24 protein-coding genes are annotated in these 17,863 nt (G+C 71.7%); 19 read left to right on the top strand and 5 right to left on the bottom strand.

What is annotated here, in order from left to right; translation table 11 throughout:
- The first annotated feature begins 2 nt into the window (after window positions 1–2).
- The gene (locus tag AB0C33_RS22575) at window positions 3–491 is read left to right on the top strand and encodes a helix-turn-helix domain-containing protein (RefSeq protein WP_358291062.1); all 489 of its coding nucleotides are present in this window, start codon (window positions 3–5) and stop codon (window positions 489–491) included.
- Window positions 488–1,018 (top strand): flavoprotein, encoded by a 531-nt coding sequence (locus tag AB0C33_RS22570; protein ID WP_358291060.1) that lies wholly within the window; start codon window positions 488–490, stop codon window positions 1,016–1,018. The genes AB0C33_RS22575 and AB0C33_RS22570 overlap by 4 nt, the downstream gene beginning before the upstream one ends.
- Here the strand turns inward: AB0C33_RS22570 and AB0C33_RS22565 are convergent.
- On the bottom strand, window positions 979–1,980 hold the full coding sequence (locus AB0C33_RS22565) for a helix-turn-helix domain-containing protein (protein ID WP_358291058.1): 1,002 nt from the start codon (window positions 1,978–1,980) through the stop codon (window positions 979–981). The genes AB0C33_RS22570 and AB0C33_RS22565 overlap by 40 nt on opposite strands.
- A gap of 131 nt (window positions 1,981–2,111) precedes the next feature.
- Between AB0C33_RS22565 and AB0C33_RS22560 the strand changes: the two genes are divergently transcribed.
- The 15 genes from AB0C33_RS22560 (at window position 2,112) to AB0C33_RS22490 (ending at window position 12,705) form a co-directional block, all read left to right on the top strand.
- On the top strand, window positions 2,112–2,537 hold the full coding sequence (locus tag AB0C33_RS22560) for a DUF6010 family protein (RefSeq protein WP_352363358.1): 426 nt from the start codon (window positions 2,112–2,114) through the stop codon (window positions 2,535–2,537).
- Between the two features lie 36 nt (window positions 2,538–2,573).
- The gene (locus AB0C33_RS22555; protein WP_358291056.1) at window positions 2,574–4,373 is read left to right on the top strand and encodes an NAD(P)/FAD-dependent oxidoreductase; all 1,800 of its coding nucleotides are present in this window, start codon (window positions 2,574–2,576) and stop codon (window positions 4,371–4,373) included.
- A 128-nt stretch (window positions 4,374–4,501) separates the two neighbouring features.
- Entirely contained in the window at window positions 4,502–4,771 is a 270-nt protein-coding gene (locus AB0C33_RS22550; RefSeq protein WP_358291054.1) for a hypothetical protein, read from the top strand.
- Complete coding sequence (locus AB0C33_RS22545; RefSeq protein ID WP_358291052.1) at window positions 4,764–5,378, top strand: DUF6879 family protein; 615 nt, start codon at window positions 4,764–4,766, stop codon at window positions 5,376–5,378. Before AB0C33_RS22550 ends, AB0C33_RS22545 begins: the two co-directional genes overlap by 8 nt.
- Window positions 5,379–5,382: 4 nt before the next feature.
- A complete protein-coding gene (locus AB0C33_RS22540) occupies window positions 5,383–6,102 on the top strand; it encodes a DUF6082 family protein (RefSeq protein WP_358291050.1) in 720 nt (239 codons plus the stop codon).
- 11 nt (window positions 6,103–6,113) lie between these two features.
- Window positions 6,114–6,503: a hypothetical protein gene (locus tag AB0C33_RS22535; RefSeq protein WP_358291048.1), complete on the top strand. Its 390-nt coding sequence runs from the start codon at window positions 6,114–6,116 to the stop codon at window positions 6,501–6,503.
- Between the two features lie 67 nt (window positions 6,504–6,570).
- Entirely contained in the window at window positions 6,571–7,188 is a 618-nt protein-coding gene (locus tag AB0C33_RS22530) for a TetR/AcrR family transcriptional regulator (RefSeq protein WP_358291046.1), read from the top strand.
- Complete coding sequence (locus AB0C33_RS22525) at window positions 7,185–7,601, top strand: thioesterase family protein (RefSeq protein ID WP_358291044.1); 417 nt, start codon at window positions 7,185–7,187, stop codon at window positions 7,599–7,601. The genes AB0C33_RS22530 and AB0C33_RS22525 overlap by 4 nt, the downstream gene beginning before the upstream one ends.
- A 61-nt stretch (window positions 7,602–7,662) precedes the next feature.
- A complete protein-coding gene (locus tag AB0C33_RS22520) occupies window positions 7,663–8,823 on the top strand; it encodes a histidine kinase (RefSeq protein WP_358291042.1) in 1,161 nt (386 codons plus the stop codon).
- Window positions 8,811–9,452, top strand: coding sequence for a response regulator transcription factor (locus AB0C33_RS22515; protein WP_358291040.1), 642 nt, complete (start codon window positions 8,811–8,813; stop codon window positions 9,450–9,452). The genes AB0C33_RS22520 and AB0C33_RS22515 overlap by 13 nt, the downstream gene beginning before the upstream one ends.
- A 34-nt stretch (window positions 9,453–9,486) precedes the next feature.
- Window positions 9,487–10,281, top strand: a complete 795-nt coding sequence (locus AB0C33_RS22510; RefSeq protein ID WP_358291038.1) for an MBL fold metallo-hydrolase — start codon at window positions 9,487–9,489, stop codon at window positions 10,279–10,281.
- A 35-nt stretch (window positions 10,282–10,316) separates the two neighbouring features.
- The gene (locus AB0C33_RS22505; protein WP_358291036.1) at window positions 10,317–10,889 is read left to right on the top strand and encodes a PadR family transcriptional regulator; all 573 of its coding nucleotides are present in this window, start codon (window positions 10,317–10,319) and stop codon (window positions 10,887–10,889) included.
- Window positions 10,890–11,004: 115 nt separating this feature from the next.
- On the top strand, window positions 11,005–11,382 hold the full coding sequence (locus AB0C33_RS22500) for an SgcJ/EcaC family oxidoreductase (RefSeq protein WP_358291034.1): 378 nt from the start codon (window positions 11,005–11,007) through the stop codon (window positions 11,380–11,382).
- Window positions 11,379–11,729: a hypothetical protein gene (locus AB0C33_RS22495; RefSeq protein WP_358291032.1), complete on the top strand. Its 351-nt coding sequence runs from the start codon at window positions 11,379–11,381 to the stop codon at window positions 11,727–11,729. Before AB0C33_RS22500 ends, AB0C33_RS22495 begins: the two co-directional genes overlap by 4 nt.
- 10 nt (window positions 11,730–11,739) lie before the next feature.
- Window positions 11,740–12,705 (top strand): GNAT family N-acetyltransferase, encoded by a 966-nt coding sequence (locus tag AB0C33_RS22490; RefSeq protein ID WP_358291030.1) that lies wholly within the window; start codon window positions 11,740–11,742, stop codon window positions 12,703–12,705.
- On the opposite strand, the gene AB0C33_RS22485 is transcribed toward AB0C33_RS22490, so the two are convergent.
- Together AB0C33_RS22485 and AB0C33_RS22480 are read right to left on the bottom strand one after the other, a co-directional pair.
- Complete coding sequence (locus AB0C33_RS22485) at window positions 12,692–14,038, bottom strand: ATP-binding protein (RefSeq protein ID WP_358291028.1); 1,347 nt, start codon at window positions 14,036–14,038, stop codon at window positions 12,692–12,694. The two genes, AB0C33_RS22490 and AB0C33_RS22485, sit on opposite strands and share 14 nt — an antisense overlap.
- A complete protein-coding gene (locus AB0C33_RS22480) occupies window positions 14,035–14,706 on the bottom strand; it encodes a response regulator transcription factor (RefSeq protein ID WP_352363329.1) in 672 nt (223 codons plus the stop codon). Before AB0C33_RS22480 ends, AB0C33_RS22485 begins: the two co-directional genes overlap by 4 nt.
- A gap of 125 nt (window positions 14,707–14,831) precedes the next feature.
- Between AB0C33_RS22480 and AB0C33_RS22475 the strand changes: the two genes are divergently transcribed.
- Window positions 14,832–15,452, top strand: coding sequence for a hypothetical protein (locus AB0C33_RS22475; RefSeq protein WP_358291026.1), 621 nt, complete (start codon window positions 14,832–14,834; stop codon window positions 15,450–15,452).
- 2 nt (window positions 15,453–15,454) lie between these two features.
- Here the strand turns inward: AB0C33_RS22475 and AB0C33_RS22470 are convergent, their stop codons facing one another.
- Both AB0C33_RS22470 and AB0C33_RS22465 read right to left on the bottom strand, forming a co-directional pair.
- Window positions 15,455–16,531 carry a hypothetical protein gene (locus tag AB0C33_RS22470; RefSeq protein WP_358291024.1) on the bottom strand — a complete coding sequence of 359 codons (1,077 nt, stop codon included), beginning with the start codon at window positions 16,529–16,531 and terminating at the stop codon, window positions 15,455–15,457.
- 99 nt (window positions 16,532–16,630) lie between these two features.
- Window positions 16,631–17,068: a hypothetical protein gene (locus AB0C33_RS22465; RefSeq protein WP_352363324.1), complete on the bottom strand. Its 438-nt coding sequence runs from the start codon at window positions 17,066–17,068 to the stop codon at window positions 16,631–16,633.
- A gap of 219 nt (window positions 17,069–17,287) precedes the next feature.
- Here AB0C33_RS22465 and AB0C33_RS22460 point away from each other — a divergent pair, with 219 nt between their 5' ends.
- Complete coding sequence (locus tag AB0C33_RS22460) at window positions 17,288–17,824, top strand: peptidylprolyl isomerase (protein WP_352363322.1); 537 nt, start codon at window positions 17,288–17,290, stop codon at window positions 17,822–17,824.
- The last annotated feature ends 39 nt before the right edge of the window (window positions 17,825–17,863 follow it).

Raw genomic sequence — 17,863 nt, 5'->3', positions numbered from 1 at the left:
TCATGAACGGAGTCGAACTGTTCCTGCTCGGCCGCACCCTCATGAAGATCGGCGAGCAGGCGATGCCCCAGCCGAAGGGCGACGGGCCCCGGGGCTCGGTCCGTACGGTGCTCGTCGTCCTCGGCGACGTGGTCGCCCACCCCGGCACGACGGTCAGCGAGATCGCGGCGCGGACCGGCCTGCCGCAGAGCCAGGTGTCCACGGCCGTCGCCCGGCTGGAGTCCACGGGGTCGATCGAGGGCGTGCCCGATCCGGCCGACCGGCGGCGGCGGCTCATCCGTCCCGCGGCGACGCCCTCCGCCCGGGTCGCCGAGGTCAGGGCCGCCACGATCGACGACGCCCTCGCCGCCGCCCTGCCCGATCCGGCCCCCGAGGCGGTCGGCGAGGTCACCGCCGCCCTGGAGGTGCTGGCCCGCCACCTCACGCCGGAGGTCGCCGCCCGCGTACGCGAGGTCGAGGGGACGGCGGGCGTCCTACGATCTCAACCGTGAAGACACCGGCACGCAGTCTCTATGTCATCGTGTGCGCGGCCGGCCCGGCCGGCGACGTGGCCAGGCTGGTCGTCCCGGCCCAGGAGGAGGGCTGGGACGTCCAGGTCGTCGCCACGCCGTCGGCGCTCGGCTTCGTCGACGTGCCGGAGCTGGAGCGCCTGACCGGGCGCCCGGTCCGCAGCCGCTACCGCAAGCCGCACGAGCCCAGGCCGCCGAGGGCCGACGCGATCATCGTCGCCCCGGCCACGTACAACACGATCAACAAGTTCGCCATGGGCGTCGCCGACACCTACGCGCTCGGGCTGCTGGCCGAGGCTCCGGGGCTCGGCATCCCCGTGGTCGTGCTGCCGTTCGTCAACAGCGCGCTCGCCGCCCGCGCGCCCTTCCGGCGCAGCGTCGAGGAACTGCGGTCGGAGGGGGTGCGCGTCCTGATCGGGCCGGGGCAGTTCGAGCCGCACACGCCGAGCGCGGGCGACGGCAACGACACCTACGTCTGGGAGAGCGCGCTCGCGGCGCTGCGTCCGTGACGAGAGGCCTTGTCCGTGACGAGAGGCCGGAAAGAGGCGCGGTAGGACTGCGGCGGCACGCCGACCACCCGCTTGAACCGCTCGCGGAGGGCGACCGCCGAGCCGAACCCGGACTGCGCGGCGATCCGCTCCACGCCGTGGTCGGTGGTCTCCAGGAGGAGCTGCGCCCGCCGCACCCGGGCGCGCAGCAGCCACTGCAGCGGCGTGGTGCCGGTCTGCTCGCGGAACCGGCGGCCGAACGTGCGCTCGCTCATCCCGCAGTGCGCGGCCATCGCGGCCAGGGTCACCCTGCCGTCGAGGTTGTCCTCGATCCACGCCAGCACCGGCTCCAGCAGCGAGCCCTGGGGCACGGGCGGCCGGGTGTGCGCCATGAACTGGGCCTGGCCGCCCTCCCGCTCCAGGGGCGTCACCGACAGGCGGGCCGAGTCGGCGGCGACCGCCGAGCCGAAGTCACGCCGGACGAGGTGCAGGCACAGGTCGAGCCCGGCGGCGGCGCCGGCCGAGGTCAGGATCTGGCCGTTGTCGACGTAGAGCACGTCGGGCCGCACGTCGACGTCGGGGAACAGTTCGGCCAGCCGGTCGGCGGCCATCCAGTGGGTGGTCGCGCCCAGCCCGTCGAGCAGCCCGGCCGCGGCCAGGGTGAAGGCCCCCACGCAGATGGAGGCGACGCGGGTGCCGGCGGCGGCCGCGTCACGCAGCGCCGCGAGCACCTCGGGCCCCGGCGGGACGGCCTGCTCCGAGCAGCCGGGCACGATGATCGTGTCGGCGGTGCGCAGCGCCTCCAGGCCGTGGGGCGCGACGATCGTGAAGGCGTCGCCGGGCACCTGCGGCGTCGCCGCGCACACCCGGACCCGGTACGGGCGGCTCCCGTCGGCCAGCCGGGCACGGCCGAACACCTCGACCGGGATCGCCAGGTCGGCCGCCACCACGTGATCGAGGGCCAGGACCGCCACAGTGTGCATGCGGCCACGCTAGGCCAGGCGGCGGGCGGTTGGCGGGAACTCGTCGGTGTTTGTCGAACCAGCCACTGTGACGGTCCGGACGGCCCGCCTAGCCTGGCTGCGTTCCCCTCGAAACCGGCAGGAAGTGCCCCATGTCCATCCTCATGCCGATCCTGATCGGCCTGGTCGCCGTCTCCCTCGTCTCCCTGATCCCCGAGCCGCACGGCCGCCGCGCCAACGCCGTGCTGGTGGCCGGCGCGGGCGCCGCCTACCTCAGCGGCGGCGGGCTCGGCTACTGGGAGTTCCTGCTGCCGGTCGTGATGACCTACGTCGCCTACCGCGGGCTGGAGAGCTGGACGTTCATCGGCATCGGCTGGCTGCTGCACACCGCCTGGGACGTGCTGCACCACCTCCAGGGCAGCCCGCTGCTGCCCTTCGCCGCGGACTCCTCCTTCGGCTGCGCCATCTGCGATCCGGTGATCGCGTTGTGGTGCTTCGCGGGCGGTCCGCCGGTCCTCGGCCGGCTGCGGGCCCGCTTCGCCCGTCCGCGGGCCTTGTCGAACGAGATTCGCGAATGACATTCTGGAATTCGGAACCTCGTCCCCGGAGGACGTATGGACAAAGAAGCCCTCCGCCGTAAATACCTCGAAGAGCGCGACAAGCGGCTCCGCCCGGACGGCGACGACCAGTACGTCCGCCTCACCGGCCGCTTCGCCCACTACCTCGACGACCCGTACACGCCGAGGACCGAGCGCGAACCGAAGACCGACCACGTGACGGTGGCCGTCGTCGGCGGCGGGTTCGCCGGGCTCGTCACCGGCGCCCGGCTCAGGGAGGCGGGGGTCGGCGACGTGCGGATCGTCGAGAAGGGCGGCGACTTCGGCGGCACCTGGTACTGGAACCGCTACCCGGGAGCCCAGTGCGACACCGCGTCGTTCGTGTACATGCCGCTCCTGGAGGAGACCGGCCACATGCCGACGGAGAAGTACGCGCACGCGCCCGAGATCCTGGAACACTGCCGCCGCATCGGCAAGCACTACGGTCTGTACGACGACGCGCTCTTCCACACCGAGGTCCAGGACCTGGAGTGGGACGCGTCCCGGTCGCGCTGGACCGTCCGGACGAACCGCGGCGACGCCTTCACCGCCTGGTTCGTGGTCATGGGCATCGGCCCGCTGCACGTGCCCAAGCTCCCCGGCATCCCGGGCATCGACGAGTTCCGCGGGCATTCGTTCCACACCAGCCGCTGGGACTACGCCTACACCGGCGGCGACCCCACGGGCGCGCCCATGGACCGGCTGGCGGACAAGCGCGTCGCCGTCATCGGCACGGGCGCGACGGCCGTCCAGTGCGTGCCGCACCTGGCCCGCGCCTGCGCCGAGCTGTACGTGTTCCAGCGCACCCCCTCCTCGGTGGACGTACGCGACAACCGGCCCACCGACCCCGCCTGGTTCGCCGGGATCGCCACCCCCGGCTGGCAGCAGCGCTGGCTGGAGAACTTCACCGGCAACCAGACCGGCGGCCTGGTCGACGAGGACCTGGTGATGGACGGCTGGACCGACATCGCCCGCCGCGTCCGCGCCCGCATCGCGGCCCTGCCGTCCGAGGACCTGACGCCGGAGAAGATGGCGCAGGCGTACGAGGACTCCGACTTCGAGAAGATGGAGGAGATCCGGGCCCGCGTCGACGCGATCGTCGCCGACCCGCAGACCGCGGCGAAGCTCAAGGCCTGGTACCGCCAGCTCTGCAAGCGTCCCTGCTTCCACGACGAGTACCTGCAGTCCTTCAACGTGCCGGGCACCCGCCTGGTGGACACCGACGGCAAGGGCGTCGAGCGCGTCACCGCGCGCGGGGTGGTGGCCGCGGGCGTCGAGTACGAGGTCGACTGCGTCATCTACGCCTCGGGCTTCGAGGTGACCACCGACTACACCCGGCGCGCCGGCTACGAGCTGACCGGCCGCGACGGCCTCCGGCTCACCGACCGCTGGGCGGACGGCATGCGCACTCTGCACGGCATCCACGTGCACGGCTTCCCCAACGTCTTCGTCGTCCAGCCCACGCAGGGCGCGAACCTCATCTCCAACATCCCGCACAACCTCACCGAGGCCGGCCGGACCATCGCCACGATCGTCAGCCACGCGCTCGACCAGGGATTCGAGGAGGTCGAGGCGACCCGGGAGGCCGAGGACGCCTGGATCGAGCTGCTGCTGTCGGGCCCCGGAAGCATCCTGGGCGCCTCCGCCGACTGCACCCCCGGCTACTACAACAACGAGGGCCGCGACGCCGGCATGAAAGGCCGGCTGAACATCGGCCATCCACAGGGGGCGATGGCGTACTTCGCCTACATCGACGGCTGGCGCACGTCGGGGGCGTTCGAGGGGCTGGAGTTCCGCAAGCGCGCAGAGGGAGAATGATCCGGCGCTCACCGCGAAAACATTACTGCCGCCGCAGTGAATTCACTCTTCCGTGACAGGGACATTGTCCGTCATGGCATTCGATGTCACACTCATGCGTAACGCCACCAGGGAAAAGAGGTTTTGCCGTGGCGCGTCCATGGGAAGCTGACGCATCGGCCGAACTGCGACGACGCCTGGGGAGGTCGGCCCTTGAGCTCGGCGATACCACGGCAAGTCCCTCATGTCCTGACATCTGGGAGCTTTCCAACGGCGATATAGCGGTGATCGGGCGCGACCTCACAGAGAGTTATCGTGGCCGCCTGCCCGCGGGGGTTAGTATTGCCCGAGACGAACGCCTGGTCGTCATTCCTCGCAAGATGCTCGTAGCCGCCAAGCCGGATATCCCTGATGCTTAGAAACGTCGCTGCGGCGCAGTCCCAGCTGCTCACTCCAGATGAGTATTTCTCCGATTTCTGGCCGTACTTCCGCGGGCTCGAACGTGTCTTCTGGAAACTGGAGACCCGCCAGAGCTACCGCGAGCCGGACGAGCCGAGCTGGCTGGCCCTCGACGCCGGCGACTGGGGCGAGGCGATCAGGCTCATCGACGAGCGTCGCCACGAGATCCAGCAGCCGCTGCGCGAGGCGGGGGAGTTCGCGATGCGGCGCGTCCGGCTCGTCGAGCGGCCCTTCAGCCGTTACCTGCAGTGGGAGCTCTACTACATCCGTCTGCGGGCGCTGGCGGGTGAGCACATCCGCGTGCTCGAAGCCGACCGCCTGCCCGCGCTCGGCTTCCCCGGGCCGCTGCCTGAGCTGGTCGTCCTTGACTCGGCGGTCATGTACGAGGTGCTCTACAGCGAGGACGGCACACTGACCGGAGCGCGCAAGATCGTCGACCGGTCGTTGATCGAGAGCTGCGGAGACGACATGGACAAGCTCTTCGGCCAGGGGGTGGAGCTCATTCCGTACATGACCGCCGAACGCGACGTCCTCCCCCCGCCCCTGCGCCACTCCGCCACGTTGTAGCCCGGTGAACAGGCGGTCGTTCGGGCGCTACTGGGTGACCATCCTGCTCCTGCTGTCGGTGGTCGCCGCTGCCGGACTGGTCGTCGCCTCGCCGTTCTTCCTGGCCGCCCTGGGGCGCAGCCGCGGCGACTGGTCGGTGCTCGGCGACATCGGCCAGACGTACGGCGCGGCCTCGGCCATCCTGGCCGTCCTCGCGCTCATCGGCGTGGCGTTCTCGCTCGTGCTCCAGGCCAGGGAGGCCAAGTCCGCCAGGGAGCAGGCGCTGCGCACGCTGCACGGCGACCTGATGAAGATGGCGATGGACGACCCGCTCTACCGGGCCTGCTGGGGAGCGTTCTTCGCCTCCGGCGACGAGGAGGGCCAGCGGGCCCACCTGTACGTGAACATGATCCTCAACCACTGGCTGCTGATGTGGGAGCTGCGCTCGATCACCGAGGCGCACCTGCGGGAGATCGCCGCCACCGTGCTCGCCGGGCCGATCGGGCGTGACTTCTGGCGGCAGGCCCGGACGCTGCGGACGACGAGCGCCGGGTCGCGCAGGGAACGCCGGTTCAACCTGATCATCGACGACGTCTACTCGGAGGTCACCGCCGGCGGGGCGGCGCCCGTGGCCGCACAGGCGGCCCGTGGGGGGAGTTCTGTGGTGGTGGGGGTCGGGGTGGCGCTCGCGCTGGTTGTTGTCGTTCGGCGTATTGTGCGTGGATTCGTCAGGGGTGGGCGCTAGTTTCGTCCACCATGAGCTACGACCTGTACTTCGGCTCGGAGGACGACGAGCCGCGCCCGCCGGACCTGGTGGCCTGGAACAACGTCGTCACCCAGGCCCGCGCGCTCCTCGGCGACGTGACGGTCTTCGAGGACCCGCCCAACTGGGAGCTCGAACACGACGGCACCGGCATCTCCGTGGACCACTGGGCGGGCGGCTGGGGGATCAGCGTGCCCTACTGGTGGCACGGTGAGGCCGCGGGCCGGGTCGTGGACCTGATGTACCAGGTGGCGCGGATCGTCGAGCGGGAGTCGGGGCTCGACGGCAACGATCCCCAGCTCGACTGCCCGCTCGCGGACGCGGACGCCGCGGCGGCGGTCCGGATCTTCGACGCGGTCGCGGTGCGCTCCGGAAGGATCTGACGGGGTGCGCTCCGGAAGGATCTGACCCAGCAATCTGAACGATCGGTCGTTAATGTATGCTGGCGGCATGGCCGACGTGAAGGAAGACGGTCGCCGGGCGCGCGGGCAGCGCAGCCGTGAGGCGATCCTCGGGCAGGCCGTGTCACTGGCCTCGGTGCACGGTCTGGACGGGCTGACCCTCGGCCGGCTGGCAGAAGCCGCCGGAGTCAGCAAATCCGGATTTTTCGCCCACTGGAGGGATAAAGAGCAACTTCAGCTCGACACCATCGAGTGGGCCGTCCGCCAATGGACCGACGAGATCGTCAAGCCCGCGCTCAAGGCCCCTCCCGGCGTGGCCCGCGTCCTGGCCCTGCACGAGGCCCGCCTGCGGTTCTACGAGAGAGGCGTCCTGCCCGGCGGGTGCTTCTTCTACACGGCGCGGGTGGAGTTCGACGACCGTCCCGGCCCGGTCAGGGACCGGGTGGCCGAGTCGATGGCCGACTGGCTGAGGTTCATCGAGCGGCTGGTCCGGGAGGCGGTCGAGCTGGGGGAGCTGCCCCCGGAGACCGACCCGGCGCAGCTCGCGTACGAGATCGACGCCCTCGGCGAGGCCGCGGTCACCCACACCCGCCTGCTCGGCAGGGGCGAGGCCGCCTACGAGCGGGCCCGCCGAGCCGTCCACGACCGACTGAAGGAGTCCGCGTGACCCAGACCCGCCCCGCCCAGGTGCACTTCGACGACCTCGACGCGATGGGCCTGCTGCACAACTCGCGTTACGCCCTGCTGGTCGAGCGCGCGATCTCCGCCTACTGGGCCGAGCGGGGCTGGAGCTTCGACCCGGCGATCTCCAAGTTCAAGGACCTCTACCTGGCCGTCCGCGAGTTCAAGATCACCTACAACGCGCCGGTCATGGGCGCGGGCGAGGTGCAGGTCGACTTCTGGATCGACCGCATGGGCCGCACCAGCGGCGTGTACGGCTTCCGCGTCCTGTCGCAGGACCGCTCGGTCGTGCACGCCGAGGGCTACCGCGTCAACGTCAACCTCGATCCGCAGACCTTCCGGCCCACGCCGTTCAGCGCCGAGCTGCGTACCGCCGCCGAGCCGCTGATGGCGGGCTGAGCCGCCGACGGTAGACCCTGCACTACTGCGGGCCTTTCCCGGCCCCGGATACGGTCACCGGGTGGGAGACAGGACCGCGCTCGAAGCGCTCACGCAGCGGCCGCCCGCCTTCCTCCGGTCGGCCTGGCCGTGGCGGTGCGTGGCGTACCTGGTGGGCAGCGTGGTCCCGGGGGCGGCCGTCGCCCTCGGGGTCATCGCGGTCGGGCTCGCCGGGCCGCCGGCCGGCCTGCTGCTCGTGCCGGTGCTGCTGGCGCTGGTCGTGCCGCTGATCGCGCGGTTCGAACGGGTGCGGCTGCGCCTGGTGGACACCGTGCCGCTGCCGCCGGTGCCCGACCGGCGCCGGCGGGAGATCGGGGGCGCGGTCATGACGGTGTTCGCGATGTGGTGGATCGACCTGGTCATGCTGGGGTTCACCGTCGGGGGGCCGGTGCTGCTGATCCTGTCGCCCGTGGTCCAGCCGGAGGCCGGGCCGGCCCTCGGCGCCGTGGCGAGCGTGGCGGGGGTGCTGCTGCTGCCGGTGGCGGCGTACACGATCACGGCCTGGGGCGGGGCGCGGGGCGCGATGGCCAGGGCGGTGCTCGCGCCGGCCGGGTCGGAGCTGGGCGAGGTCGTGCGGTCCCGGGCGCGCCTGGTGGACGCGTTCGAGACCGAACGCCGCAGGATCGAGCGGGACCTGCACGACGGCGCGCAGCAGCGGCTGGTCGCGCTGTCGATGACGCTCGGCCTCGCCCGGCTGGACGTGCCCGACGACTCGCCGACGGCCCGGCTGCTCGACGTGGCGCACGACGAGGCCAGGCAGGCGCTGGCCGAGCTGCGCGAGCTGATCCGGGGCGTGCACTCGCAGGTGCTCACCGACCGCGGGCTGGGCGCGGCGATCCGCGACGTGGCCGGACGCTCGCCCGTCCCCGTGGACGTTGACGCCGACGAGCTGGGACGGCTGCCCGCGCCCGTCGAGGTCACCGCGTACTACGTGGTCAGCGAGGCCCTGGCGAACGTGGCCAGGCACAGCGGAGCCACCAGGGCCACGGTCACCGCCCGGACGACGGCCGGCACGCTGGCCGTCGAGGTGCGCGACGACGGCGTCGGCGGCGCGGACCCGGCCAGGGGCACCGGGCTGACCGGCCTGGCCGACAGGCTGGCCGTGGTGGCGGGAAGATTGTCGGTGTCCAGCCCGCCGGGCGGCCCGACCCTGGTACGAGTGGAGATTCCGTGCGCGTCGTGATCGCCGAGGATGCCGTGCTGCTCCGCGAGGGGCTGGTGGGGCTGCTCGAACGGTTCGGCCACACCGTGGCGGCCTCGGTCGGCGACGCCGAAGCCCTGGTCGCGGCGGTCGCCGAGCACCGCCCCGACGCCGTGGTGACCGACGTGCGCATGCCCCCGGACTTCACCGACGAGGGCCTGCGCGCCGCGCTCGGCCTGCGCCGCCGTCACCCCGAGCTGGCCGTCCTCGTGCTCAGCCAGTACGTCGAGCAGACGTACGCGGCCGAGCTGCTGGAGTCCGGCGACGGCGCGGGCGTCGGCTACCTGCTGAAGGACCGGATCGGCGACGTGCGCGAGTTCGTCGACGCGCTCGACCGGGTGGCCGCGGGCGGCACGGTCGTGGACCCGGAGGTGGTGCGCCAGCTCCTGCGCCGGCGGCGCGACCCGCTGGCCCGGCTCACCCCGCGCGAGCAGCAGGTGCTCGCCCTGATCGCCGAGGGCCGCGCGAACGCCTCGATCGCCAGGGAGCTGGTCGTCACCGACGCCGCGGTGGCCAAGCACATCGCCGGCATCTTCACCAAGCTCGACCTGCCGCCCGAGTCCGACGGCCACCGCCGGGTCCTGGCCGTGCTGGCCTACCTTCAGGGATGACCGGCGGGAAGTCCGAAAAGTAAGGTTCGTTGCCATGAACGAGCAGTGGCAGGAGGTCGGCGACCGGGTCTACGTGCGCCGCCATGAGTCCTTCGACCTGAACACGGGCCTGATCGTGGGCGACGGGCACTGCCTGGTGCTCGACACCCGCAGCTCCCACCGGGAGGCGGCCGACCTGATCGACGCGATCAGGACGATCACCGGCCACCCGTGGACGGTCGTGAACAGCCATTCGCATTTCGACCACTACTTCGGCAACGCGCTCTTCCGTCCCGCCGAGATCTGGAGCCACGTCCGGTGCGCCGAGGAGATCGACGTCTACGGCGAGCGGCACCGCGCGGACGTCATCGAACGGCTGCCCGACCGCCGAGCGGAGATGGAGGAGATCGCCATCGTGCCGCCCGACCACACCTTCACCACCTCGGCCAGCCTCGACATCGGCGGACGCATGGTGCACCTGCGGCACTTCGGGCTCGGCCACAGCAGCAACGACATCGTCGTGCACGTGCCGGACGCCGGCGTGGTGTTCGCCGGTGACCTGGTCGAGGAGGGCGCGCCGCCGGCGTTCGGCGACTCCTACCCGCTCGACTGGCCCGACACGACGGCCGCGATGCTCGACGCGCTGCCCGAGCCGGTGTTCGTGCCGGGGCACGGCGCGGTGGTCGGCCGGGCCTTCGTCCAGGAGCAGCAGGCCGAGCTGGCGCTGGTGGCGGAGCTGGCCGCGAAGGCCCACGTGGAGGGGCTGCGCGACTCGATCACGCGGTTCCCGTACCCGGAGGCGGTGTCGCGGCAGGCGATCGAGCGGGCCTTCCTCCAGCTCGACAGGTGAGCTATATTGCAAACTGCAATATAGGGGGAGGCAACATGGCACAACGCAAGAGCCTGGTCGACCTGACCGTGCTCGCCCTGCTCACGGTGCAGCCGAGCCACCCCTACGAGCTCCACCGCTTCATCATCGACACGCACAAGGACTACATCACCGGCCTGCCGCGCAGCCTCTACCACGCGGTCGAGCGGCTGGCCGGGGACGAGCTGATCGTCCCCGCCGCGACCGGCCGCGAGGGCCGCCGGCCCGAGCGCACGGTCTACGAGATCACCGACGAGGGCCGCGAGGAGCTGGTCACCCGGCTCCGGCGGCTGCTGGAGCAGCCCGACCCCGACCGGCGCGCCTTCGTGGCGGCCATCTCGCTGATCGGCTGCCTGCCGCTGCCCGAGGCGCAGCGGGCGCTGCGCACCCGCGCCGCCACCCTCGAAGGCACGCTCGCCGGGATGGAAGGACACATCAAGGCCATGCACGACAGTGGCCTGCCCGAGATCCTCATGCTGGAGGTCGAGTGCGAGCAGGCGCTGCACGCCGCCGAGCTCGCCTGGATCAGAAGACTTCTCGACCGGCTCGACCACGGCGAGCTCGCCTGGACGAGCACGACCGAGGGGTGAGAGAAGGGCCGCCGGGGTGCGCCAACACCCCGGCGGCCGGCCATCCGAACACGGCGCCTGCCCTGCCCGGACGCGCAACTCCCAGGATAGGCGCCGCGACGAAAGGAGCTGTGCCATGTCCGAAGAGATCACCCGCCTGGTGGAGCGGATGACCGAGACCTGGAACGCCGGCGACTCCGCCGCCTACGCCGGCCTGTTCACCGAGGACGCCGACTACATCACCTTCTTCGGCCTGCACCTGCAGGGCAGGAAGGCGATCGAGGAGACCCACCGCGCGCTGTTCGAGACCTCCATCAAGCTCGCCGAGGGCGGCCCCGCGCCGCTCGTCAGGCCGCTGACCGACGACGTCGCGCTGGTGATCGTCGGCGGCAACTCGTCGGTGAACGGCGTGCCCGACCCGAGCAGGGAGTCCGTCGTCACGCTGACCGCGCTGCGCACGCCGGAAGGCTGGCGGTTCGCCTCCTTCCAGAACAGCCGGGTGCGCAAGCCGTGAGGAAACGGCTGATCACCGAGGTGGCCGGGGTGGTCGGCGCCCCGGTCGAGCAGGTGTGGCAGTCCCTGACGCGCTCGCTGCCCGCGTACCCGATGACCGTTGAGCAGGACGGGTACACCGTCGCCTACCAGGGCGGCTGGTGGTACCGGGGCGAGTGGACCGTGCTCCCGCACCCCGAGGGCGCCCGCGTGGAGCACCGCGTCTACAACGTGGCCGAGTGGGGACGCTGGGGCGTGCCCCTGGCCAACCGGTTCTTCATCGGGTTCGCGCAGCGGACGAGGAAGGACTTCGCCGAAGGCATCGGCCGCATAGGGAAAGAACTGGGGTGCTCCGCCAGGCTGTCCTAGGCTGCTGGCCATGAGCCTGGTGTGGGAACCGCTGACCCCTGACGACGCCGAGGCGCTCGCCGCACTCCTGGCCGCGATCGAGGCCGAGGATCGCACGGGCGAGGTCCACGACCTCGACGACGTCAGGGAGCAGCTCGGCCACCGCCTGATCGACCTGGCCGCGGGGACGCTCGCGGCCAGGCAGGGCGGCGAGATCGTCGCCTACGGCTACCTGCCGACCCGGCAGTCCGCCACCGACACCCACGTCATGCGGCTGTCGGGCGGCGTGCACCCCGCCCACCGCAGGCGCGGGCTCGGGCGGCGGATCGTCGACTGGAGCCTGGCCGCGGCGCCGGGGCTGAGCGAGCGGGCCTTCCCCGGCGTGCAGCCGGAGATCCACCTCTACGTGCCCGACACCAACCTCGGGCTGAAGGCGCTGGCCGAGGGCGCCGGTTTCGTCGCCAACCGCTGGTTCGCCCACATGGGACGCTCGCTGTCGGGCGACCTGCCGGCCGTCGCGCCGCCCGCCGGGGTGACCGTCGCCCCCTGGTCGCCCGAACTGGACGAGGGCGCCCGCCGCGTACGCAACGAGGCGTTCCTCGACCACTGGGGCAGCGTGCCGCACACCCCGGAGAGCTGGCGCGACTACATCGTCGGCTCCCAGAACTTCCTGCCCGAATCGTCGTTCCTGGCCCTGCACGAGGGGCGGGCGGTGGGCACGCTCATCACCCACACCTTCGAGGGCTACAACGCGCTGGCCGGCGAGCGCCGGGCCTGGATCCAGATCATCGGCACGCTCCGGGAGTGGCGCGGCAAGGGCGTGGCCGGCGCGCTGATCGCGCACGCCCTGGCCGCCTTCCTCGCGCAGGGGTTCGACACGACCGGGCTGGGCGTCGACGCCGACAACCCCACGGGAGCCGTCAGCGTCTACTCCCGCGCCGGTTTCGAGATCTTCCAGCGCAGCACGAACTACGCCCTGGCCGTCAAACGGGGCTGAGCGCCCCCTCCGCGAGGGGGAACCGGGCCACGAAACCGGCGTCCGTGTACGTGAGCGTGCCGCCGTGCAGGTGGGCGATGTCCCTGGCGATGGGCAGGCCGAGCCCGGCGCCGCCGGCGTCCCTCGCCCGTGCCTCGTCCAGGCGGGTGAAGCGGCCGAAGACGGCCTCGCGGTGCTCCGGCGGGATCCCCGGGCCGTCGTCGCGCACCTCCAGCACGGCCCGGCCCTCCTCGGCGCGCACCCGTACGCGTACGGCCGAGGCGGCGTGCCGTACGGCGTTGTCGGCCAGGTTGGTGACCAGCCGGTCGAGGTGGGCGCGGGAGCCGTGCAGCACCACGTCCGGCTCGATGTCCAGCTCGACCCTGATCTCCGGCCGCCGCCTGGCGCGCAGCGACTCCTCGGCCGCCACCTGACCCAGGTCCAGCTCGTCGGTGCGCAGCGGCTCGCCGGCGTCCAGCTTGGCCAGCATGAGCAGGTCGGCGGCCAGCGACTGCAGGCGTTCGACGTCGGCCAGCGCCTCGCGGGTGAGCTCGCTCTGCTCGGCCAGTTCGAGCCGGGCCCGCAGGGTGGCGATGGGGCTGCGCAGCTCGTGCGCGGCGTCGGCGACGAACCGCTTGTGCCGGCCCACGGCCGTCTCCAGGCGGTCGAGGGTGCCGTTCACGGTGGTGGCCAGGGCCGCGATCTCGTCCTTGGAGCCCGGCACCGGCACGCGCTGGTGCAGGTCGCGGGCCGTGATGTCGGCCACCTTGGCCCTGATCGCGGCCACGGGGGCCAGCGCGCGGCCCACGGAGAACCAGGTCATCCCGGCCACCACGAGCAGCAGGGCGGGCACGCCGGGCAGCAACGCGCCGTACAGGGCCTGGACGGCCTTCTGCACGCCGTCCAGGGAGACCCGCGACCAGAGCGTGGCCGGGCCGGTCGGCGTGCTCACCTGCAGACCGGCGACGGCGTAGTCGGCCGGCTGCGCCCACAGGGCGGGCGAGCCGGTGGCGCGGCCGGCCAGGACGAGGTCCGGATCGGCGAGCCGCACCACGGACAGGTCGTCCACCATGATCGTGCTCATCTGGGCGGCGGTCGTCGTGGCCGCCGGCGTCGCCCCCTCCGGCATGATCGGCACCGTCTCCGCGTACGGCATCGCCGCCGCGGCGCGCCTGACCGCCTCCTCGCCCGCGTTGCCCTCCAGCGTGCCGCGCAACGCCATGACCAGCACCAGGGCCGCCACGCCGAGCGCCAGGGCCACCACCAGCGTCGCCGCGACGGTGGCCCGCACCCGCACCGACGACAGCCCGCCCGACACCCGCGCCCACGTCGGCCGTCCGAGCAGCGCCTTCATGCCGCCTCCAACCGGTAACCCGCTCCCCGGACGGTCACCAGCGTCGTCCGGCCGAACGGCAGGTCGATCTTCCTGCGCAGGGCGCTGATGTAGACCTCGACGATGTTCGGGTCGCCGTCGTAGGAGAAGTCCCACGCCTGGGCCAGCAGCTCGCTCTTGGAGACCACCTCGCCGGGGCGGCGGGCCAGCGCGTGCAGCACCGCGAACTCCTTCGGCGTCAGCCCGACCTCCACCCCGCCCCTGCGGCAGCGCAGGCCGGCCGGGTCCACCACCAGGTCGCCGACCGTGATCGTCACCGGCCGCTCGGTCCCGCCGCGCCGCACCAGGGCGCGCAGCCGGGCCAGCAGCACCACGTACGAGAACGGCTTGGCCAGGTAGTCGTCGGCGCCGTTGTCGAGCGACTCGGCCTCGTCGTAGACGCCGTCCTTGGCGGTGAGCATCATGATCGGGGTCCAGTCGCCCGCCTCGCGCAGCCGGGAGCAGACCGTGTAGCCGTTCATCCTGGGCAGCATCACGTCCAGGACGATCACGTCGTAGGCGTTCTCGGTCGCCATCCACAGGCCGTCGCGCCCGTCGTGGGCCACGTCCACGGCGAAGCCCTCGCCCGCCAGCCCGCCCTTGATCAGGCCGGCCAGCCGTTCCTCGTCCTCCACCAGCAGCACTCGCACGACGTCCAGAGTGCCTGAGCGAACCTAAAGCCAACCTGAAGATCATTTCGGGCGCGTTCAGGGTCGCTTCAGGTGCGGGCGAGCACGCTCGGGGGCGTTCGGATGGATTCCACTGAGGAGAATGCATGTTCAAGCGACGTCTCGCGGTCCTCGGCACGGTGGGGGTGCTCGCGCTCGCGGGCCTGGGCGGCTCCGCCCTGGCCGACGGAACCCCCGCACCCGACGCCACCACCGCCACGACCACGGCTGTGCTCTGCCGGACGCCGGACGGCAAGGAGGTCAAGCTCGCCGACGGCCCGGCGGCCCGCGTGTTCGTCATGCGCGACGAGAAGGGGGAACGGGCGGACGGCGCGCCGGAGCTCAAGGCCGAGCGGGGCCGCGTGATCGAACTCGGCCCCCGGACGATCACCGAGGCCGCGCCGACCACGCCTTCCGCCCCGACCGCCCCTCAGTCCGGCGCCGAGGCCGCACCGACCACGCCTTCCGCCCCGAGCGCCCCTCAGTCCGGCACCGAGGCCGCGCCCACCACGCCGAGCGCCACCGTTCCCGAGGGCGAGGCCGTGCCCGCCGTCCCGGCGACCCCCCTGACCGATGCCGAGGCCGGGCCCACCGCCCTTCCCGAAGGCGAGGCGGCGCGGATGCTTCCGGCGCTGCCCGCGACCGAGCTTCCCCCGGGCGCCGTGCAGCTGGACGACCCCAGCAAGGTCGTCCACATCGTGTGTGCCCCCGCCGAGCCCGCCAAGTAGTTTCACCCGGGGAACGACGGGTGCGGGCCGAGCGCCCAGTACTCGTACAGGCCGTGGCCGACGAGCCCGTCGTACTCGAAGCGGCCGACGGCGTCGACCAGGCCCCACATCCTGGCGGCGTCGTCGGGCAGCCGGTACGTCACCCCCTGCACGACCGGCCCCGGCCCCTGGTACATGCCGTGCCTCCACTCCGGCTCCAGCCCGTATCCGGTGCCGGCCATGAGGTGCACCGGCAGCACCGGCGTGCAGCGCACCTCGAACGGCCTGCCGCCCGGCGGCGAGAAGGCGATCACGGCGTCCACGACGTCCCGGGTGCCCGGGGCGTAGACCGGGCGATAGTCCGGCCGGCCGAGGTACTCCTCCTCCCGCCCGTCCGTCCAGACGCGTACGGCCTCCTCCAGCAGCCGCCGGCCACGGTGGTCCTCCTGGATGATGCACAGGATGGCGTGGTCGTCGAACTTCATCGGCGTGTACAGCCAGTAGAACGTGCCGGGGTTGTTCGCCTGGATGCCGGGCGGCTCGGGCTCGCCCACCGGCCGCACGCCCCATGACCGGTCCCTGGTGCCGAGCCAGCGGTCGGGGGTGACCAGGATCATCTGGTCGCCGACGGTGATGCTGCCGGACCAGCGGCCGGTCTGGGCGAGCCGCATGGAGTCGAACATCACCCGTTCCTGCCATCGCAGGAAGTGGCGGGGTTCGAGGGTCGCCGGGATCGTCCCCTCCCAGTCGAGCTCGAAGGACAGGCCATGCTCGGTCGGCTCCAGGATCACGCGGAGCCGTTTGAGCCCTTCGATCACCTCGACCCGGAAGGGGCCGATCCTGGTGTCCATCCGGTCGGGGCCCAGCTCGCGCGAGGCCCGCACGACCCGGTGCAGGTCGCCGTGCCTTACGAGGGCGAAGGCGTCGGTGACGCCGAGGTTGGGGTACTGGCCGAGGCCGACGATCAGCATGAGCTCGTCGGTGCCGGCGTGGCAGTTGAAGTAGTAGCGGTCGTAGAAGTTGCGGTCGGAGGTGGCGACGTGCCGCATGACCTGGGCGGTCTGGTGCACGGGGTGATCGTCGAGCGGTGACAGCGCCATGCTCGGCTTTGTAGCAAGCGCTTGGTGAACCGTCAACGGGCCGGAACGCGGAAGCGCGCCCCCGCTCTCGTGAGAGCGGAGGCGCGCTTCCGGTCCGGATCAGGGCATGTTGTGCGATGCCTGGTCCGTCTTGTTCTGCACGTTGGACGCCATCCGGTCCGCTGAATGCGCGGTCCTGTCCGCCTTCTCGCCGACCCAGCGTGATGCATCGGAGGCAGAGTCCTTCATGTGCTCGGTCCACTGCTGGGCGTTGCGACGGTAGGCCATGTAGCCGATCGCGCCGACCGCAAGACCGGTCAGCAGCACCATCGTCGGCCACCGCCGTGACCGGGACGGTTTCGGGTCGATTCGCTTGGCCGCCGCCGACAGCATCCTGCTGACCTTGGGGGCGACCTGATCCTCGAACCCGTGCGCCGCGGCGTCGAGCCTTGGCGCCGCCCAGTAACGGGCGTCTTCGATGCGCTGTGCGGTGGCCACCTTGGCCTGGTCCGCCATTGGCGCCATGCGATGGCCGGTCTTGACGGCCTGGGCCTTCATGCGGCCCATCCACGTGGCGGGTACCTCTATTACCACGCGGCGTCTCTTCAGTGTCAGGGACACGACAACCTCCCCTGTCGTTGGGGCCCCGCGCTTGACCTTCCCTGGACAAGGCGGCTCAATCATGGCGGTCCATGGGAGGATGGCTCAGGAGGCCGAACGGCCATATTCCTCAGAACATCACAAACAACCCTGTGCATAGAGGGGGGCAGCTGTCTCGTGGCTGAGAAGCTGATCGCAAATCTGAAGACCAATCGCGGCGATATCAAGGTCGAGCTTTTCCCGAACCAGGCGCCGAAGACCGTCCGCAACTTCGTGGAGCTCGCCGAGGGCACCCGCGAGTGGACGCATCCGGAGTCGGGCGAGAAGAGCACGGCCCGTCTGTACGACGGGACCATCTTCCACCGGGTCATCTCCGGTTTCATGATCCAGGGCGGAGACCCGCTCGGCCAGGGCATCGGCGGCCCCGGCTACGAGTTCGACGACGAGATCCACCCGGACCTCTACTTCAACCGGCCCTACCTGCTGGCCATGGCCAACGCGGGCGTCCGGTTCGGCAAGGGCACCAACGGCTCGCAGTTCTTCATCACGGTCGTGCCCACGCCGCACCTCAACGGCAAGCACACGATCTTCGGTGAGGTCGTCGAGGGCCAGGACGTCGTCGACGCCATCGCCAAGACCGACACCGACCGGCGCGACCGTCCCGTCCAGGACGTCGTCCTGGAGTCGGTCACCATCGAGCGCGTACAGGGCTGAGCCGATCCCTGACGGGGGCGGGCCGTCCACGGGTCCCGC

Origin of the sequence: Nonomuraea sp. NPDC048881 (assembly GCF_040649795.1) — a bacterium.
In the GTDB taxonomy this organism is placed as follows: domain Bacteria; phylum Actinomycetota; class Actinomycetes; order Streptosporangiales; family Streptosporangiaceae; genus Nonomuraea.
This window is presented reverse-complemented; position numbering and strand designations above follow the sequence as displayed.

What these genes read in the sequence shown, in the direction of transcription:
- AB0C33_RS22545 (WP_358291052.1), top strand. Translation starts at nt 4,764, where the DNA reads ATGCTTAGAAACGTCGCTGCGGCGCAGTCCCAGCTGCTCACTCCAGAT.
- AB0C33_RS22510 (WP_358291038.1), top strand. Translation starts at nt 9,487, where the DNA reads ATGAACGAGCAGTGGCAGGAGGTCGGCGACCGGGTCTACGTGCGCCGC.
- AB0C33_RS22500 (WP_358291034.1), top strand. Translation starts at nt 11,005, where the DNA reads ATGTCCGAAGAGATCACCCGCCTGGTGGAGCGGATGACCGAGACCTGG.
- AB0C33_RS22535 (WP_358291048.1), top strand. Translation starts at nt 6,114, where the DNA reads ATGAGCTACGACCTGTACTTCGGCTCGGAGGACGACGAGCCGCGCCCG.
- AB0C33_RS22555 (WP_358291056.1), top strand. Translation starts at nt 2,574, where the DNA reads ATGGACAAAGAAGCCCTCCGCCGTAAATACCTCGAAGAGCGCGACAAG.
- AB0C33_RS22505 (WP_358291036.1), top strand. Translation starts at nt 10,317, where the DNA reads ATGGCACAACGCAAGAGCCTGGTCGACCTGACCGTGCTCGCCCTGCTC.
- AB0C33_RS22560 (WP_352363358.1), top strand. Translation starts at nt 2,112, where the DNA reads ATGTCCATCCTCATGCCGATCCTGATCGGCCTGGTCGCCGTCTCCCTC.
- AB0C33_RS22490 (WP_358291030.1), top strand. Translation starts at nt 11,740, where the DNA reads ATGAGCCTGGTGTGGGAACCGCTGACCCCTGACGACGCCGAGGCGCTC.
- AB0C33_RS22530 (WP_358291046.1), top strand. Translation starts at nt 6,571, where the DNA reads ATGGCCGACGTGAAGGAAGACGGTCGCCGGGCGCGCGGGCAGCGCAGC.
- AB0C33_RS22470 (WP_358291024.1), bottom strand. Translation starts at nt 16,531, where the DNA reads ATGGCGCTGTCACCGCTCGACGATCACCCCGTGCACCAGACCGCCCAG.
- AB0C33_RS22475 (WP_358291026.1), top strand. Translation starts at nt 14,832, where the DNA reads ATGTTCAAGCGACGTCTCGCGGTCCTCGGCACGGTGGGGGTGCTCGCG.
- AB0C33_RS22575 (WP_358291062.1), top strand. Translation starts at nt 3, where the DNA reads ATGAACGGAGTCGAACTGTTCCTGCTCGGCCGCACCCTCATGAAGATC.
- AB0C33_RS22465 (WP_352363324.1), bottom strand. Translation starts at nt 17,068, where the DNA reads ATGAAGGCCCAGGCCGTCAAGACCGGCCATCGCATGGCGCCAATGGCG.
- AB0C33_RS22565 (WP_358291058.1), bottom strand. Translation starts at nt 1,980, where the DNA reads ATGCACACTGTGGCGGTCCTGGCCCTCGATCACGTGGTGGCGGCCGAC.
- AB0C33_RS22485 (WP_358291028.1), bottom strand. Translation starts at nt 14,038, where the DNA reads ATGAAGGCGCTGCTCGGACGGCCGACGTGGGCGCGGGTGTCGGGCGGG.